Below are 17,290 nucleotides of genomic sequence, written 5' to 3'. Positions count from 1 at the left end.
TGAGGGGCCGACCCGGGAGGTCGGCCCGGCGTCGGCCCGGATCCGTCTCGAGATCGCCGACGGTGAGGATCGTCGACGGTGAGGATCGTCGACGGTGAGGATCGTCGACGGTGAGGATCGTCGACGCCGGTCCCGTGCGGCGGGCTCGGCGCAGGCGCGCTCGGACCCGCGCGACGGACTCGCGTCCCGCTCCCCCTCCTTGGTCCGGAGTGACGGTGCCGCGGACCGCTCGGGTCGGCTGCTCGCCGCCGCGCCTCCTCTTCCGCCGGCCCCCACGAGGGCCCGTCCGTCAGAGCGCCCCGAGGACCGGGCCGCCGAGGATCGCCTCCGCCTCGTGCCAGAGCCGCGCGCCCAGCGCCGCGTCGGTCGAGCTGGGCACGGGAGTCGCGAGCACCGGCTCCCCCGCGGCTCCGTGGCGGGGGCCGATGTAGGCGTTCCACGGCAGTGTCGGTGCGGCGACGGCGGCGACGGCGGGTCGCGCCGCGGAGTCCTTCCCCTGCACCAGGCGCGAGACCAGCGGCGCGAGGGCGGGTGCGAGGAGCCGCACGGGCAGCGGCCGCTCGTGGAGCGGCGGCCGCTCGGGGGTGAGGGCGTCGATGGCGCCGCCGGGGTGGGCGACGACGGAGCGGATCCGAGACCCCGCCTCGAGGAGGCGCCGGTCGAGCTCGAACCCCAGGATCTCCGCGGCGTGCTTGGACATCGCGTAGGCGACGCGGGGGCGGTAGGACTTCTGCGAGAGCCAGTCGTCGGGGTCGAAGGGGATCCGCCGGGTGAGCATGCTGCCGGTGCTGACGATCCGCGCGGCCGGCGCCTCCTCGAGCGCCGGCAGTGCGGAGCGCAGGAGCTCGAGGTGCGCGAGGACGTTCACGCCGACCGTCGACTCGACGCCGAAAGCGCCCGTCGCAGCGGTCCTCGGCGCGGCGATGATCCCCGCGTTGAGGACGATGCCGTCGAGGGTGCCGAGGCGCCGGAGGGCGTCCCCCGCCGACAGGATCGACTCCCGGTCGGAGAGGTCCAGCGGCAGGTGGCGGTGCAGGCCCGGCTCGGGGAGCAGCCCGATGGCCGCGAGCGCCCGAGCCTCGGAGCGGGCGGCGACGACGACCCGTGCGCCGAGGTGGGCGAGTCCCTCCGCGACGAAGAAGCCGATGCCGCCGGCGGCCCCGGTGACGACGACGGTGCGCCCGTCGAGTCGTGCGATCTCCACGCGGTCTCCCCTCGGCGCCCGAGAAGGGGCGCGGTTATCTCGGAAGGGCTCGAATTCCCTTCAATCCTTGAAGCTTCACGGTACATGCTTCAGGACTTGAAGCGATATTCTGCTCGCATGGCGACGCGACGGGACGAGCGGCTGGCGGACGCACTGGCCGCGGTCTACGACGTGGTGGCGCGCACCGACGAGGCGCTCGCTCCGGCACTGCGCGAGTACGGCATCACCGCCACGACCGCCCACCTCCTCTGGAGCATCGACCCCGACGAGCCCGCTCCGTCCATGAGCGAGGCGGCCGCCCGAGCGCACTGCACCCCTCAGAACGTCACCTTCCTCTGCCGGCAGCTCGAGGCGCGGGGACTGGTCGAGCGCCGGGTGTCGCCGACGGACCAGCGGCAGCGCGTCATCGGGATCACGCCGCTCGGCCGCGTCGCCCGCGAGCGGATCAGCGCGCTCGTCTCCGCCGACTCCCCCCTGGCGCGGAGGACCGATGCGGTGCTCGACGCCGTCGTCGAGCTGCTCGGCCCGCCGTCGGGCCTCACCGCGCGCGACGCCCCCGCCGGAGGACCGCCGCGTTCGCGGTGACGATGAGGGCGATGCCGATCCATCCGGCCGCGCCGACGTCCTGCCCGAGCACGACCGCGCCGATGAGGGCGGCCAGGACGGGGTTGGCGCTCATGAGCGTCCCGAACACGCTCGCCGGGAGCCTCCGGAGCGCGATCACGTCGGCCACGAACGGGACGGCCGTCGCCAGGACGCCGGCGCCGACCGCCAGGAGCACGGTGCCCGCGTCGGGGCGCGTCGAGACGAGCGTCCAGACGGCGACGGGCAGGAAGACGGCGGCGGAGATCCCGGTCGCCGTGGCGGTCCCCTGCGCTCCGGGCAGCCGGAGTCCGATGATCCGGTTGAGCAGGATGTACGCGGCCCAGCAGCACGCGGCCGCGAGACCGAGCGCGATCCCCAGCTGGTCGGACGAGGGCCTCGGCCCGGCGATCGCGACGACGCCCGCTCCGGCGACGAGGGAGCAGAGCGCGCTGGTCCTGCTCCGGGAGCCGAGGAGCGCGACCGCCAGCGGCCCGCAGAACTCCAGGGTCACCGCCAGCCCCAGCCCGATGCGGTCGATGGCCGCGTAGAGCGTGAGGTTCATCGCTCCGAACACGACGGCGAGGAGCAGGACGGGCCACCACTGCGCGCGGGTCAGGTCGCGGATCCGCGGCCGCACGACCGGGAGGAGGATCAGCGCGGCGACGATCTGCCGGACGGCGACCACTCCGACGGATCCCAGGACCGGGAAGGCCAGAGTCCCGGAGGCCGCCCCGAGCTGATTCGAGAGGGCGCTCGCGAGGGCGGTCGCGACGCCGACGGTCCGGCCGTCGCCGGGGAGCTGCTTCGTCATGCCGGAAGTCTGCGAGCCGTCCGGCCCCGGCTCACAATGCGTCATCGGCCCGATCGATGCGGGAACCGCATGAATAGGATTCGGTCATGGAACTGGAACTGCGCCACCTCCGGTCGTTCGTCGGCGTCGTGGACGCCGGGACCTTCACCGACGCGGGGATCGACCTCGGCATCTCCCAGACGGCGGTCTCCCGCAACGTCGCGGCGCTCGAGTCCGTCCTCGGACGAAGGCTCCTCCACCGGACGACCCGCAGCGTCGAGCTCGCGCCGGCGGGCGAGCGGGTGCTGCGGCACGCCCGCCGCGTCCTGGCCGTCGTCGACGACCTTCGCGAGGAGGCGGCGGCCGGGACGGACACGATCCGGATCGGGTACGCCTGGTCGGCTCTCGGCGAGCACACCCAGGAGTTCCAGCGCCGCTGGGCCGCGGCGCTCCCCCGCCACGAGCTGCGGCTGATCCGCTCCAACACGCCCACCGCGGGGCTCGCGGAGGGCCTCAGCGATCTCGCGATCCTCCGGCGCGGATCTCCGGCTGCGGACGTCGAGTCGGCTCTGATCGGCACCGAGAAGCGCTACTGCGCCCTGTCCGTCGACGACCCGCTCGCCGCGAAGCGCACGGTCACCCTCGCCCAGGTGGCGACCGCTCCGCTGGCGCTCGACGACCGGACCGGGAGCACCCGGCTCGACCTCTGGCCCGAGCACGACCGGCCGCGGATCACCGTCCCGACGACCGACGTCGACGACTGGCTCACGGTGATCAGCAGCGGCACCGCCCGCGGAGTGACCGCGGAGTCGACGGTGAGCCAGTACCGACGGCAGGGCCTCACCTACCGGGTCGTCCGCGACGCCCCGCCGGTCCCCGTGCACGCCGCGTGGATCCGGAGCGACCCGCCGCCCGTCCTGGGCGACGTCATCGACCTGCTCCAGGGCCTCTACCGCGCCTCCGACTGACGACGACGGCCGCCGAGGGCGAGCCCCGGCGGCCGTCGTCGTCACGTCACCTGCAGGTGAGAGCGGAGTACGCGGCCTGCTTCGTGGTCGTCACCGCGGCTCCGTCCAGGGTGGCCGTCGCGGTCACCGTCGCCGAGCCCGCGGCCACCGAGGCGGAGCGGGTGGTGAAGGCGTGGGAGGCGCTCGACCCCGGAGCGATCCCGGTGAACGACTTCGAGCCCCAGGAGGACGCGATGGTGATCGCCGCCGGGACCTTCGCGTCGTTCCGAGCGGAGACCGTCACCACGACCCTGCCCGCCACGCAGCGGCTGGTGGCCGTCACGGTGGTCGGCACCGTCGCCGCGGAGGCGCGGACGATCGAGAGGCGGTAGGTCGCGGTGGTCCTGTGGTCCTGCGCCGACGACTCGACGACCACGCTCGTCGTGCCCGACGCCGCGAGCGGCACCGTGCGGCGGAGGGTGTCGTCGATCAGCACGCCGTCGACCTTCACCAGACCGCTGGGCACGGCCGGGTCGAGGTCGAGCGAGACGCTGGTCGTGCCGGCCGGCACCGTCAGGGTGTGGTCCCGCACCCCGGCGGCGAGCGCCGGCGAGAGCGTCCCGACGTCGGAGGAGAGCTTCGTCAGCTCCGGGTTCACCGCGTAGGTGGTCGACTCCGTGGTGTAGACCCCGAAGACGCCGCCGACGTAGCTGGACCCGGTGCCCTGGAAGCGCACCGTGACGACGGGGATCTTGCGTCCCTGCGCGTCGAGCACGTACTTCCCGCTCTGGTCGCGCTTGTAGCTGTCCTTCGCGGCGAGACCGCTGAGGATCGACGCCGGGATCCGGTCGTACTGGACGTACCAGCTCGTCGCTCCGGCCGCTCCCGAGACCACCTCGGTCTTGAGCTTCACGTCGTTGAGGTAGACGTCGAAGGTGCGTCCCGCGTCGCCGCCGTAGTAGCGGACCCCGAGGTAGTTGGCCGGCAGGGTCGGGTCGACGATCATGTCGTACTGGAAGTACGCCTCCGCCGAGCGCTCGCCGTCGCGGTAGCCCTCCCCGCGCCAGGTGCCGACTCCGGACCGCGCGGTCTTGTAGTTCTTGTCGGCCTCGCTGTTGTTGTTGTCGAACGAGGTGAGGGAGTCGATGGTCGTCTCGTCGACGCGCAGCTGCTCCTTCTGGGTCCGGATCAGCGCCTGCGCCGCGGCCGAGTCGGGCTCGATCAGGGTCATGTACGTCGCGTATCGGGCGTTGTAGAGGCTGTAGTACGGGGTGAAGACCCGGGCGGCGGACGCGGCGTCGACGTTCTTCATGCCGAAGCGCATCGTCGTGCGGCCGTTGCCGTCCGCGCCGTCGGGCAGGCGGACCAGGTTGCCGCGGACCGCGGACTTCCAGGCCGCGGAGTCCGCGACGACGACGTTCGAGTTCACGGACTTGTCGGCCGTGCCCATGCGCACCAGGACGCCGGCAACGTAGGACGCCTCGACGTTCGAGCGGTTGAGCTCGGTCGCCAGCAGCACCGGTCCGTAGCGGAACGCGGTCCAGTCGGGGTTCTCCGTGTCCGCGACCGCGCTGACCGCGGCGGGCAGCTTCCAGGTCAGCACGTCACCGGCGGCGACGGCGACCGAGACGTATCCGGCCTGGGCCGTGACGGCACGGACGGCACCGTTCACGGTGAGCGTCGGCGCTCCGTCGATCCAGGACGGCACGCGCAGCTTGAGGGTCGTGTCCGCGGCCACGGCTCCTCCGGCCAGCGCTTCGACCCTCAGGGTCGCCGTGTCCGTGCTCGGGATGTCCGCCGTCTGGGTCAGCCGGAGGTTGTTCGCGGAGGAGCGGAGGACCGAGGAGCGGAACTGGTTCACGAAGACGGTCTTCGGCTTCTCGAAGTAGATCGAGTCGCCGAGCTTGGTGAAGCTCTCGATACCCGAGCCGTGGTCGCACCAGAACTCGTCGAGCTCGTGCCCGAAGACCTTGGCGTAGCCCGCGGTCTGCGGCTGGAAGTAGGTCACCATGCCGGTGTCCGGGTTCTGCACCGAGAGGACGCCGTTGATGAACGTCTCCTCGTAGAAGTCGGCGTACTTCACGTCCTCGGTCACCTGGAACAGCGCCCGGGTGAGCTTGAGCATGTTGTAGATGTTGCAGCCCTCGGAGGTCGAGTTCTCGCCGTAGCCGGTGGTCTGGCCGTTCGTGGCGTACTCGTACAGGGTGCCGGGTGCGTGGAAGTGCTCGGACTGGCTGTTGCCGCCGTTGGCGTAGGTGTGGGTCTCGTCGACCATGCGCCAGAAGTTCTCGGCGGCACGGCGGTACATGTCGAGGTCCGACTTCTCGGCGTCGGTCAGCGTCGCGTAGAGCGCCGGGTCGTCGGTGAAGACGCGGTAGCGCTTCAGCGCGCCGATCAGCTTCGGGATGGTGGTGTTCGCGTGCAGCCCGTTGAGGACGTCCTCGTTGTCCGCCAGCTTGCGGAACAGCGCCGTCTCGTCGAAGTACTCCGCCGCGCGCTTGTGCGCCGGGTCGTGCGTGGTCTCGTAGAGGCGGTAGAGCGCCTCGTTCATCCCGCCGTACTCGGTGTTGAGGAGCTGACCGGGGTTCGCCTGACGGCCCGCCCAGGCGGTGATCCAGCTGCCGAAGCCGCCGGCGACGGTGAGCGCCTTCTGCGAGACGGCGTCGGGCGCCTGGTCGTGGGCGTCGAGGAGGCCCGCGAGCACCTTGTGCAGGTTGTAGAAGGGGACGAGCAGGCCGTCGCCGCCCGAGGGGAGGTAGCGGGTCGGGAACGGCGAGACGTAGCCGGCGTTCGCGGGGTCCTTCAGCGCGTAGGCGTCCTGGACCTTCTTCAGCCCGTCGACGGAGGCGGCGAGCTTCGCGAGCAGGGCGGCCTTCGTGGTCGGGTCCTCGGTGGTGGCGTAGGCCTGCGAGAGCGCGGACATGTAGTGGCCGAAGAAGTGGCCCTGGAACCGGGTGCCGTTCTCGCGCTCCCAGCCTCCGTATCCGCCGCTCGTGGTCGGGGCGAGCCCGGCCTCGCGGTAGAAGGAGTAGAGGAACATCTCGGGGTCGAGGCTCAGCAAGTACTCGACGGTCTGCTGCTCCCCGTTCTCGAGGTACGGGTCCTGCACGGAGACGTCGGACAGGCCGGCCTCCAGAAGGTAGTTCGACGTCTTCACTCCCCGGGGCTGCACCTGGAGAGTGTAGGTCTTCGTGACCGCGGTGCTGCCCCCGTAAGTGGCGGAGCCGGTGAGGACGACCTGCGTCGCGGAGCCGGTGGGCGGCGTGACCGAGGCCGTGCCTCCGCTGATCGCGACGGTCGCCGGGTCGGAGGAGGTCCAGCTGAGGGCGGACCCCTTCGCGCCGACGGTGGGCAGGGTGAAGCCGGTGCTGGTGCTCGCGGGCGGGGCGACCAGCTCGAGGTCGGCCCGGGCGATGCTCGCGGGGTCGAAGGAGGGGTTGCCGGCCTTCGTCAGGGCGACGACGTCGGTGGTGGTCGCGACGCCGTTGTAGAGCGCGTAGTCGTCGAGCAGGCCGCGCAGGTGCGCGCCGTTGTACTGGGGGCCGTTGAAGCCGAGGGTCTTCGTCGAGGTGCTCTCGGAGCCGAGGACGCCGGATGCGGAGGAGGACGGCGCGGTCTTGACGACGGCGGTCTGCTTCACCCCGTTGCGGTAGAAGGCGACGGCCTTGGTGCTCTTGTCGTACGTGGCGACCACGTGCGTCCACTCCCCCGCGGGGAAGAAGCCGGAGCGGGCGGTCTCGACGGCGACCTTGTACGGCTGACCGCCGGACGGGCCGATCGAGAGGGCGAGCGGAGTGCCGTCGCCCTCGGAGGTGAGGTACCAGCCGTCGGAGTTGTAGGCGGTCTTGTTCCAGGTGAAGACCTGCTCACCGGTCATCGCGCTGGTCGGCTTGTACCAGAACGAGACGGTGAGGTCGGCGGGCTGCAGCGCCGCCGCAGTGCCGAGCGAGATCGCGTTCGATCCGGTGAACTCGAACGCCCGGCCGTTCAGGCCGGTGCCGTAGGAGGCGGTGCCCTTCTGCATCCCGAGGGCGGTACCACGACCGCTGGTGTCGGCGAGCGACCCGTCGAACGGGAGCTCGAGCACCTTCGCGGCGTCGAGCGAGGTGGTGGGGGCGGCCTGGGCCGTGGGGCCGACCGACAGGAGACCCGCCGTCAGCGCCATCACCGCCACGGTGGCCAGGGGGAGTCGTCGTCTCATTCGTGAGGCCTCTCGTCGTTGAGAAATCCGGCCCAGGGGGGCGGGCCGCCTCGAATGTTACCGTTAACAATAGTTTTCGGTGAGGTTTCGGTGAGAGGTCTGACAGGGTCCTCCGGCGCTCAGCGGCGCCGGTCCAGAGCCGCCCGGAGGTACGGAGCGGTGCGGCTGCCCGCGGCCTCGGCGACCTCCTCCGGAGTGCCCGTCGCGACCACCGAGCCGCCGGCCCGGCCCGCCCCCGGGCCGAGGTCCACGACCCAGTCCGCGTCGGCGACGACGCGCATGTCGTGCTCGACGACGATCACCGTGTTGCCCGCGTCGACCAGGTGCTGCAGGTGCTCGAGCAGGCGGTCGGCGTCGGCGGGGTGCAGGCCCGACGTCGGCTCGTCGAGCAGGTAGAGCGTGTCCCCGCGCTGGGCGCGACGCAGCTCCGAGGCGAGCTTCACCCGCTGCGCCTCTCCCCCGGACAGCTCGGGCGCCGGCTGGCCGAGCGAGACGTAGCCGAGCCCCACGTCCACCAGCGCGTCGAGGTGGCGGGCGACCTCGCGGTCCTCGGCGAAGGCCTCGCGCGCGTCGGCGACGCTCAGCGCGAGGACGTCGGCGATCGTCCGGCCGCCGAGGGTGACCTCGAGGGTCTCGTCGTTGTACCGGGTGCCGCCGCACGCCGTGCAGGGCGCCTCGACGGTCGGGAGGAACAGCAGCTCCACCTCCACGGACCCCTCGCCCTTGCAGACGGGGCAGCGCCCGCTGGGCAGGTTGAAGGAGAATCGGCTCGCCGAGAAGCGGCGGCGCTTCGCCTCCGGAGTGGCCGCGAAGAGCGTCCGCACCCGGTCGAACAGGCCCGTGTAGGTCGCGACGTTCGAGCGCGAGGTCCGGCCGATCGGTGTCTGGGTCACCTGCACCACGCGGCGCAGGCGGTCCGCGGGCCCGGAGGCGGTGCCGCGGGTCGCCGCCGCGGCCGCGTCGAGCAGCGGGTCCGCCTCCCCGCCCTCCTCCGCCGGCACGTCCTCGGCGACGTCGGCGCGGAGCGAGGCGCGCAGCAGATCGGGCAGCGCCTGGTTCACGAGCGTCGACTTGCCCGATCCGGAGACGCCGGTGACCGCGGTGAGAACCCCGACCGGGAACGCGACGGAGAGGTCGTCGAGGGTGTGCCGCGAGACGCCGGCGAGCTCGATCCACTGCTCAGCCGTGCGGCGGGAGCGCAGCGGCGCCGGGTCGCCCTCGGGGAAGAGGTAGCGGCGGGTGACGGAGTCGCGGGCGCCCGGCAGGCCGTCGAGCGGTCCGGAGTAGACGACGGTGCCGCCTCCGGACCCCGCGCCCGGACCGATGTCGACGATCCAGTCGGCCTCGCGGATGACGTCGAGGGAGTGCTCGACGAAGAAGACGGTGTTGCCGGTCGCCCGCAGGGTCCGCAGGATGCCGAGCAGCGCCTCCGTGTCGGCGGGGTGCAGGCCCGTGGACGGCTCGTCGAGCACGAAGACGACGCCGAAGAGGCGCGAGAGCACCTGCGTCGCGAGGCGCATCCGCTGGAGCTCCCCCGAGGAGAGCGTCGGCGTGGAGCGGTCGAGCGAGAGGTGGCCGAGGCCCAGGTCGACGATCGGCGCGAGGCGGGCGACGAGGTCCTCGACCAGCCGCTGCGCGGCCAGGCGGGTCTGCGGAGCGCCGTCGGCCGGGGTCCAGCCGGGCTCCAGCACGCGCCGCGCGACGACGACCAGCTCCTCGAGCGGGAGCGCCGACAGCTCGGTGATGTCGAGCCCCTCGAAGGTGACGGCGAGCGCGTCGGGCTTCAGCCTCCGGCCGCCGCACACCGGGCAGGCGACGCTGACGACGAACGAGGCCGCGCGCTCGCGCATCCGGGCGCTCTTCGAGCCGGCGAAGGTGTCGAGCACGTAGCGGCGCACCCCGAGGAACGTGCTCATGTAGCGCGGCTCGTCCCCGGCGGCCACGGACGCGCGCACCTCCGCGGGAGAGCGGTCGGTCCACACGGGGACCTGCGGGGAGTCGGGAGTGTGCAGGATCCAGTCGCGGTCCTCCGCGGGCAGGTCGCGCCACGGAGCGTCGATGTCGTGTCCGAGCGAGATCAGGCTGTCGCGCAGCTGCTTGCCGTGCCAGGCGGTCGGCCAGGCGGCGAGCGCTCCGTCGCGGATCGAGAGCGAGTCGTCCGGCACCATCAGCTCGTCGGGGACGTCGTAGACCCGGCCGATGCCGTGGCAGCTCGGGCAGGCGCCCTGCACGGTGTTGGCCGAGAAGTCCTCCGCGAGCAGCATCGGCGCGCCCTCGGGGTAGGCGCCGATGCGCGAGAACACCATCCGCACCACGCTCGAGAGCGTCGTCGCGCTGCCGACCGTGGAGCGGGCCGAGCCTCCGGAGCGCCGCTGCGGGAGGGCGACGGCCGGCGGCAGGCCCTCGATCGAGTCGACGTCCGGCACGCCGACCTGGTCGATCAGCCGCCGCGCGTAGGGGGCGACCGACTCGAAGTAGCGGCGCTGCGCCTCCGCGTAGAGCGTGCCGAAGGCGAGCGAGCTCTTGCCCGATCCGGAGACCCCCGTGAAGGCGACGAGGGCGTCGCGCGGCACGTCGACGTCGATGCTCCGGAGGTTGTTCTCGCGGGCGCCGCGCACGCGGACGCGGTCGAGGGGGTCGGTGGTTCCAGGCGCGCTCATCCGTACAGCCTGCCGTGCCGGGATGTGGGGCGGCCGCCGCGGAGCTCCGAGGCGCTCGACGCCGAGACGGCCCGCTCCCGGCCGAGGCACCGCAGTGGGGCGGTGTCTCGGCGGGGGCGGGCCGTCTCGGCGTCAGCGGCGCGCGTGCGTCAGCAGGTGCGCGCCGGGTAGGCCGCGGTCAGGGCGCCCGCGGTGAGCGAGGCGGCCGGGACCGAGGCCTGACGGGTGGTGAAGGCGGCCGAGGCGCTGGCGCCGGGGGCGACGGTCAGCGTCTGCGAGGCGCCGAACGGCGAGCGGATGACGACCGAGAGGGGCGTCGTGCCCGTGTTCTTCACCACTCCGGTGAGGACGACCTTGCCCGCGACGCAGCGGGTGGACGCGGTGAGCGTCGAGGTCGGTGCCGTCACCACCACGGTCGCGGTGACCGTGACGGCCGTGGAGCTCGAGAGCCGACGGTCGGCGGCGTTGTAGGCCGTCGATCCGTTCGCGCCCACCCACTGGTTGTCGTTCGCACCGATCGTGCGGACGACTCCGGTGACGGAGTAGCGGCCGGGCGCCGTCGCCACCGCGGAGGTGTTCCAGGTGACCGGCTGCGAGGCGGTGCCCCGGTTGTAGGCGAGCACGACGTCGGCGCGGGCGGGCAGAGCCGCCGCGGCGTCGGCGCCGGAGGCGACCGTCACCTCGCCGAGGTCCGAGCGGACCGCGGAGGCGGCGTCGGCCGAGCGGACCTCGGCGTACTGCCCCGCGGTCAGCGAGACGATGCCGCCGTGCTTGGTCGACGAGGCGAGCGAGAAGCCCGGGTCGGTGAGCTGGGTCCAGCCCGTGTCGAGGTCGTTCGTCACCATCGGCTTATAGCCGGTCGCGGGGATCACGTCGACGTACAGGTACCAGGTGTCCTCGCCGTGGTCCTTGAACACCGCGGGGCCCTCGACCCCACCGGGGTTGCCGCCGGACCACACCGCGCCGATGCGCGACTGGATCTGCGTCCACGAGGTCGTCGGCAGCCACCAGGTCGCCGAGGTGGTCGACTCCATGTAGATGCCCTTGCCGGTGCCGTTGTCCTTCGAGATCCGGTAGGTCGTGCCGGAGTCCTGGATCAGCGTGGTGTCGATCGTGTCGGCCCCGGTGTCGATGAAGGTGCCGCCGTACGAGTAGGTGGCCTGCGTGAAGTCCGTGGTCGCTCCCCAGAGCACGCGGGAGGATCCGGTGCCCGGCGTGTGCGCCGCGGTCGGGTAGACCGTCGAGGACCAGTAGACGACGAACGCGCCCTTGCCGGGTCCCGCGTAGTCCGGCACCCACGTGGCCTCGGGAGCCCACATCATGCCGGCCTCGAGCTTCTTCGTCCCCGCGGCGTCGAGCGCCACGTCGAACTGCCGGACGTCGCTCCACGACACGAGGTCGCTCGACTCCCAGACGTTCATCTTCGTGCTGCCCTTGGTGGTCCAGTAGCACCAGGTGTCGCAGGTGCTGGGGCCCCGGTCGCCGCCGAAGACGCGGAGGTCCGTGGCGATGATGTAGTACTTCTTCGTGTCGGGGTTGTAGGTCAGGTACGGGTCGCGGACACCGGTGGTGCCGAGGTCGGAGGCCAGGATCGGCTTCGCGCCGTTGAGCGGGTCCCACTTCTCCGGGTCGTCGCCGCGGGAGACGTCGAGGTAGATCTTCTCGGCGTAGCCCTGGGAGTCCTCGACGAAGTGGACCATCATGTAGCCGTAGGGGGTGTCGACGCCAACCTGCGGCTCGACCGTCACGGCGATCGAGCGGGTCTGCACGATTCCGCGGATCGACGCCGTCGCGGTGAGCGACGAGGTGCGCGCGGCCTGGCCCACGGCGGGGCGGTCGGCGCTGAGGGTGCGGCCGTCGGCCGAGACGCGCAGGGTCGGGTCGCTGGAGGACCAGGTCACCGCTCCCCCGTAGTCGGGCAGGTTGGTGGTCGAGTCGTCGACGGTGAGCGGGGCGACCCCGGCCAGCACGGCGGCGGCGATCGGGGAGAACGTGGAGGCGTGAGGCTTCGCGTCGACGCTCGACACGGCCACCACCTCCGCCCCGGTGAGCGCGCGGTCGTAGACGCGGAACGCCGAGACCTCGCCCGTGTAGAACGGGTCGGGGTACGGTGCTCGGCCGATCGTGTTCAGCGACTGGTCCGCCACCGACGAGGGGCGCAGAGCGGTGGGCGCTGAGGCGACCTGGACGCCGTCGACGAAGAACGAGATCGTGCCGGCGCTGCCGTCGATCACCGAGGTGAGGCTGTACCAGCGGTCGGCGGTCAGGGCGGAGGCGCTGCGGGCGTTGTTCTCGCCGTTCCCTCCGCTGGTCGTGATCGCGGTGCGCACGCGGTCGCGGACGGACGCGAACCAGTACTGGTTCGTGCTGTCGCTGCCGATGTTCCACAGGAAGTGGAAGTTCGAGAGCATCGACGCGTCGGCGCGGGTCTCGATCGTGACGGTGGCCGACGAGCGACCGGTCAGCAGGTTCGCGGGCAGCTGCACCCAGGGGGCGGTGGTGCTGCTCTTGGGGCCGCCGGTGAGGCGGAGCGACGTGCCGGTCCAGAGCGCGTCGGTCGCGTTGCGGACGGTGGCGGCTCCCACGCCTCCGCTCACGGTGTTCGGGACAGCGCTGCCGGTGGTCTGCGTGAACCGGTAGTCGGCGAGGAGGCCCTGCTGCGGGATCACGGCATCGGCCGCCTGCGCGGCCGGAGCCGGGGCGACGAGGCCCGAGAGCAGCACTGCTCCGAGGCCGAGCGCGGCGAGCGCTGCGCGCAGCGGCGCTCGCCGCGCGGGTGTGGTGGTGGGGGGCATGGTGCTCCTTCAGTGGAGTGGTGCGGTTCGGGGGGAGGGTCTCGGGGTGCCGGGTCGAGCAGCGCCGTCAGGGACGTGTCGGGACCTGTGTGCGGAGCGCGGGGGTCTCGATACGCCGCTGCACTGCTGCTCGACCGGCATGGTGGGGGCGGCTGCGCCGGCTGCTCGACCGGCAGGAGGATCAGCCGCAGGTGAGCGCCGGGTGGCTCGCGGTGACGGTCGCGGTGCGGCCGGCATCGTCGGTGCCCGCGACGGCGACCGTCGTGGATCCGACCGGGACGCTCGCCTGGCGGGTCGTCACGGCGGTCGACGTGCTCACTCCGCCGGCGAGCGCGGTGACCCGCTTCGCCGCGGTGCCGGTGCCGATCGTGACGTCGACGGGCAGGTCGTCCGCGTTCCTCACGACCGTGGTGACGACGACCTTGCCGGCGACGCAACGCGCGGCCGAGGTCGCCACCGGCTGCAGCGGCACCGTCGACGCCGGGGCGCCGAGCGAGACGCGGAAGCGCTGGCAGTCGTTGTTCAGGACGCTCCACTGACCGATCCTGGTGCCGTTCTGCGCGGAGCAGTTCGACAGGTCGAGCGCCTTGCCGCTGTGCGCGGCCCGCAGCTCGACGGTGCCGTCGTTGCCCGGGCGGAGGCGCCAGCTGCTGCCCGTGACGCCGCACGCGCCCTGGGTGACGGTCGCGCCGTCGGCGGTGGAGCCCCCGGTGACCGCGAGGCACTTGGCGGCGGCCGAGACGGGGTGCATCTCGAGCGCGCCGTCGGCGGCGGAGCCGAAGGTGACGCGCTGGCAGGGCGAGCCGAGCCAGTCCTGCTGCTGGAGCAGGGCGCCGTCGGCCGTGGAGCAGTTCGGCAGGTCGAAGGACTTGCCGGTGACGAAGGATGTGACGGCGACGGGTCCGGCGGGGCGCAGCACCCACTCCTGAGCCGCGGCGGAGGTGGCGGCCGCCTGGCGGACGGTCGGGCCGGACGCCTCCAGCAGCTTGCCGCTGGTGCGGTTCGTCAGGGTCGAGTAGCCGCCGGTGGCCGGGGCGACCGTCCACTGCTGGCAGCTCGTGGTGAGCCATGCGGACTGCTGGAGCCCGGCGGTTCCGGTGGCGCAGCCGACCGGTCCGAGCGCCTTGCCGCTCGAGGCGTTCATCACGCGGAGGGTGCCCTCGCCGGTGGCGTCGAGCATCCAGTTCGCGCGCGGGGTCGAGCAGGAGCCCTGCACGACGCCTGCGCCGTCGCCGCTCTGCGCGGAGGAGACGGTGGCGCAGAGGCCGGTGCTGCGGCTGACGAGCTGCCACGGGGCGCCCTCGACGCGAGCGGTGATCGGCGCGTTCTCGCCGCTGGGGACGGGGATGCGGGCCGCGGTGCCGAGCGGAGCGCCGAAGTCGGGCTCACCGGTCGCCGTCCACTCCACGATGTGCGCGCGGGCCGAGCGCTGGCGGCTGCAGCCGTCGTTCGGGCCGGGGTTCGCGTGGTACAGGTTCCAGGTCTCGGTGCCGTCGGGCGAGTCGAAGAAGTCGTTGTGGCCGGTGCCGTACTCGCCGTTCGCCTTCGAGAAGACAGGTCCGTCGCTCTTGGTCCAGGAGGAGGCGAGCACCGGGTCGCCGGTGCCGTCGTACTCGAGTGTGCCCAGCTGGTAGTCCTCGGTGCCGCAGAAGCTCGCCGAGTAGACGATCCAGGTGCGGCCGTCCTTCTGCAGCGGGATCGGTCCCTCGTTGACGGGCATGCCGATGGTCTCCCACGGCTCGACCGGCTCCGAGAGGACGGTGCCGGTGCTGGTCGCGGTCCACGGGTCCGACATCCGGGCGATGTAGTTGCTCTGGAGGCCGTTCCCGGGCTGGAACTCGGACCAGGTCATGAACAGCTCGCCGTTCAGCTCCAGGTACGCGCCGTCGATGTTCCACCGGTCGGTCGGCACGGGGCGGCCCTTGTAGGTGTACGGGCCCATCGGGTCGTCCCCGGCGCTCTCGATCACCTGCAGGTGCTGGCCGTCGAAGTTCGCCGCGGTCCCCATCGTGTACATGAGGTACCAGCGCCAGCCGTTCGGGCCCTGGAGCCGCTGCAGCTCGGGCGCCCACATGTTGGCGTTCCGGCCGGGGTTCGTGTCGGTGTAGACGGTGGTCGGGGCGGTGGTGCCGAGTGCCGCGAGGGTGGGCGCCTTCCGCATCACGACACGGTTGTCCCACGTCGTCGCGACCATGTAGTAGTTGCCGTCGTGGAACTCGATCGTGGGGTCGGCGGTGTCCGGAGCGATCGGGTTGGTGAAGGTCGGCTCGCCGAGGGCGACGGCCGGGGAGGCGGCGGTGAAGGGCAGTGCCACCACCGCGGCGAGCAGGATCAGCAGCCCGGCCGTGAGGCGGCGCCGGAGCCCTGCGGATCGGGGGCGCCCGGCGTCGGCGGGCGTCGGTGCGGTCGTCATCGTGACTCCATCGTCAGGGCGGCGTGGGGCCCGGAGGCGCACCGTGAGCGGCGCGCCCCCGGGGGCGGAGGGGCTCCGGAGACGCGCCGGAGGGCGCCGCGGAGAGAGGCCCGGTGGACCTCGGAGAAGAACTGGCCGTGCCTCGCAGGATCCGGCGCGACCTCCACCTCGAGGTCTCCGACGCCACCGGCCGCACGGTTTGTTCACGGTAACAGGGCCGTTGCGCAAACTCAACGGCCCCCGTCAGAGGCGTGGCATCGGCTCACGGCGCCTGCGGTCCCCGCGGTCGCGTTCGCAACGGAGGAAGGATCCGCGGTGCCCCGCGGAACGGCGCGGATCAGGAGGGCCGGATCGGACGTTCGTCCTGAGTTGTGACCAGCACTGCCGTCCCGAGCCGCCGTCCTCGGCCCTCCTCTGCCGCCACTCCGCACCTCCGCCGCCGCTGTCAAGAGGGGAGAGACGGCCCACGCCCCTCGCCTAGGGTGCCGGGATGCCCCGCACCCGGACGTCCCGCGCCGCCCTCGCCTGGCGGGAGGCGGTCACCGGCTCGCGCCTGATGCTCGCTCTCAAGACGGCGCTGGCGGTCGGCATCGCCTGGGCCGTCGCGCCGCTCGCTCCCGGAGTCGCGGAGCAGTACCCGTACTACGCGCCGCTCGGCGCCCTCGTGAGCATGTACCCGACCCTGATGGGCTCGGTCCGCACCGGACTGCAGACCCTGCTCGGCCTGGCGGCGGGGATCGGGCTCGCCGCCCTCGTGGTGGTCACCGTCGGCCCGACCTGGTGGACGATCCCGCTCGTCGTCGGGATCGGCGTGGTCCTCTCGGGGACGGGGTGGTTCGGCGCGGGCCGCGAGTACGTGCCGATGGCGGCCCTCTTCGTGCTGATCATCGGCGGGGCCGACGCCGAGGACTACTCCCTCGGCTACCTCGTGCAGATGGCGGTGGGCGTAGTGGTGGGGCTGCTGGTGAACGTGGTCGTCGCCCCCGGGCTCACTGTCGAGGCGGCGTCCGCCCGGGTGGACGCGTTCCAGCGCGAGCTCGCGGAGCACCTGCGCCAGCTGGCTGCCGCGCTCGAGGAGACGTGGCCGCCCGAGCACGAGGCGTGGGCGCGCAACGGCGAGGAGCTGGCCCGGACGGCGGTGGAGGTCCGCGCGGCCCTCGCGGACGCGGACGAGAGCCGCAAGGGCAACCCGCGCGCGCTGCTGCACCGGCGCGACTCCCGGCCCGACCACCTCCGCCTCGAGACGCTCGACGCGATCCTCTTCCACGTCCGGGATCTGAGCGGCGCCCTCGCGGACACCATCTGGGAGCGGCCGGGCGCGCTCCCGTTCGATCCGGCGCTCGGCCCGCCGCTGAGCGAGGCCTGCCGGGCGGTCGCCGACGCGATCGACCGCGACGACGCCGGCTCCCCCGCCGCGCACCGGGCGATCGGGGGCGCGGCCCGCGCGATCCGGCACCTCGTGCAGGTCGTCGATGAGCGGACCGCCGCGACCTCCCGGACCCTCGGGCCCGGCGTCCTCGCGGCGATGCACCTCCGCCGCGTCCTGGTGCGCCTGCAGCACGACGGCGCGGAGCCGCAGGAGGAGTGAGGGCTGGCGCCTCCCGTCCCATACTGATATGGTGCTGAGACATCAGGAGGACGGGGACGACGTGGAGCGGACGGTGACGACGACGAGCCTCCGTGGTCGCACGCCGG

The 17,290-nt window shown here is 72.7% G+C and carries 9 protein-coding genes; 3 read left to right on the top strand and 6 right to left on the bottom strand.

The genetic code is table 11. The annotated features are described in order from the left end of the window. Nucleotides 1-289 precede the first annotated feature (289 nt). Nucleotides 290-1,204: an SDR family NAD(P)-dependent oxidoreductase gene (locus C5B92_RS04815; RefSeq protein WP_104255627.1), complete on the bottom strand. Its 915-nt coding sequence runs from the start codon at nucleotides 1,202-1,204 to the stop codon at nucleotides 290-292. A gap of 117 nt (nucleotides 1,205-1,321) precedes the next feature. Between C5B92_RS04815 and C5B92_RS04810 the strand changes: the two genes are divergently transcribed. Next, nucleotides 1,322-1,789, top strand: a complete 468-nt coding sequence (locus C5B92_RS04810; protein WP_181028737.1) for a MarR family winged helix-turn-helix transcriptional regulator — start codon at nucleotides 1,322-1,324, stop codon at nucleotides 1,787-1,789. On the opposite strand, the gene C5B92_RS04805 is transcribed toward C5B92_RS04810, so the two are convergent. Then, nucleotides 1,743-2,600, bottom strand: a complete 858-nt coding sequence (locus tag C5B92_RS04805) for a DMT family transporter (protein WP_104255625.1) — start codon at nucleotides 2,598-2,600, stop codon at nucleotides 1,743-1,745. The two genes, C5B92_RS04810 and C5B92_RS04805, sit on opposite strands and share 47 nt — an antisense overlap. Nucleotides 2,601-2,686: 86 nt before the next feature. Between C5B92_RS04805 and C5B92_RS04800 the strand changes: the two genes are divergently transcribed. After that, nucleotides 2,687-3,547 (top strand): LysR family transcriptional regulator, encoded by an 861-nt coding sequence (locus C5B92_RS04800; RefSeq protein WP_104350115.1) that lies wholly within the window; start codon nucleotides 2,687-2,689, stop codon nucleotides 3,545-3,547. A 46-nt stretch (nucleotides 3,548-3,593) separates the two neighbouring features. On the opposite strand, the gene C5B92_RS04795 is transcribed toward C5B92_RS04800, so the two are convergent. From C5B92_RS04795 to C5B92_RS04780, 4 genes are all read right to left on the bottom strand, one after another. Further along, nucleotides 3,594-7,727 carry a beta-L-arabinofuranosidase domain-containing protein gene (locus C5B92_RS04795; RefSeq protein ID WP_104255623.1) on the bottom strand — a complete coding sequence of 1,378 codons (4,134 nt, stop codon included), beginning with the start codon at nucleotides 7,725-7,727 and terminating at the stop codon, nucleotides 3,594-3,596. Nucleotides 7,728-7,846: 119 nt separating this feature from the next. Further along, entirely contained in the window at nucleotides 7,847-10,387 is a 2,541-nt protein-coding gene (locus tag C5B92_RS04790) for an excinuclease ABC subunit UvrA (RefSeq protein WP_104255622.1), read from the bottom strand. A 149-nt stretch (nucleotides 10,388-10,536) separates the two neighbouring features. Beyond that, entirely contained in the window at nucleotides 10,537-13,182 is a 2,646-nt protein-coding gene (locus C5B92_RS04785) for a LamG-like jellyroll fold domain-containing protein (protein WP_104255621.1), read from the bottom strand. 181 nt (nucleotides 13,183-13,363) lie between these two features. Beyond that, on the bottom strand, nucleotides 13,364-15,595 hold the full coding sequence (locus C5B92_RS04780) for a family 43 glycosylhydrolase (protein ID WP_104255620.1): 2,232 nt from the start codon (nucleotides 15,593-15,595) through the stop codon (nucleotides 13,364-13,366). Between the two features lie 490 nt (nucleotides 15,596-16,085). Between C5B92_RS04780 and C5B92_RS04775 the strand changes: the two genes are divergently transcribed. Further along, nucleotides 16,086-17,183, top strand: coding sequence for an aromatic acid exporter family protein (locus C5B92_RS04775; RefSeq protein WP_104255619.1), 1,098 nt, complete (start codon nucleotides 16,086-16,088; stop codon nucleotides 17,181-17,183). Nucleotides 17,184-17,290: the final 107 nt, after the last annotated feature.

It is taken from the genome of Rathayibacter sp. AY1A4, from assembly GCF_002930955.1.
Classification (GTDB): Bacteria; Actinomycetota; Actinomycetes; order Actinomycetales; family Microbacteriaceae; genus Rathayibacter.
This window is presented reverse-complemented; position numbering and strand designations above follow the sequence as displayed.

What these genes read in the sequence shown, in the direction of transcription:
- C5B92_RS04805 (WP_104255625.1), bottom strand. Translation starts at nt 2,600, where the DNA reads ATGACGAAGCAGCTCCCCGGCGACGGCCGGACCGTCGGCGTCGCGACC.
- C5B92_RS04795 (WP_104255623.1), bottom strand. Translation starts at nt 7,727, where the DNA reads ATGAGACGACGACTCCCCCTGGCCACCGTGGCGGTGATGGCGCTGACG.
- C5B92_RS04810 (WP_181028737.1), top strand. Translation starts at nt 1,322, where the DNA reads ATGGCGACGCGACGGGACGAGCGGCTGGCGGACGCACTGGCCGCGGTC.
- C5B92_RS04780 (WP_104255620.1), bottom strand. Translation starts at nt 15,595, where the DNA reads ATGACGACCGCACCGACGCCCGCCGACGCCGGGCGCCCCCGATCCGCA.
- C5B92_RS04800 (WP_104350115.1), top strand. Translation starts at nt 2,687, where the DNA reads ATGGAACTGGAACTGCGCCACCTCCGGTCGTTCGTCGGCGTCGTGGAC.
- C5B92_RS04785 (WP_104255621.1), bottom strand. Translation starts at nt 13,182, where the DNA reads ATGCCCCCCACCACCACACCCGCGCGGCGAGCGCCGCTGCGCGCAGCG.
- C5B92_RS04775 (WP_104255619.1), top strand. Translation starts at nt 16,086, where the DNA reads ATGCCCCGCACCCGGACGTCCCGCGCCGCCCTCGCCTGGCGGGAGGCG.
- C5B92_RS04790 (WP_104255622.1), bottom strand. Translation starts at nt 10,387, where the DNA reads ATGAGCGCGCCTGGAACCACCGACCCCCTCGACCGCGTCCGCGTGCGC.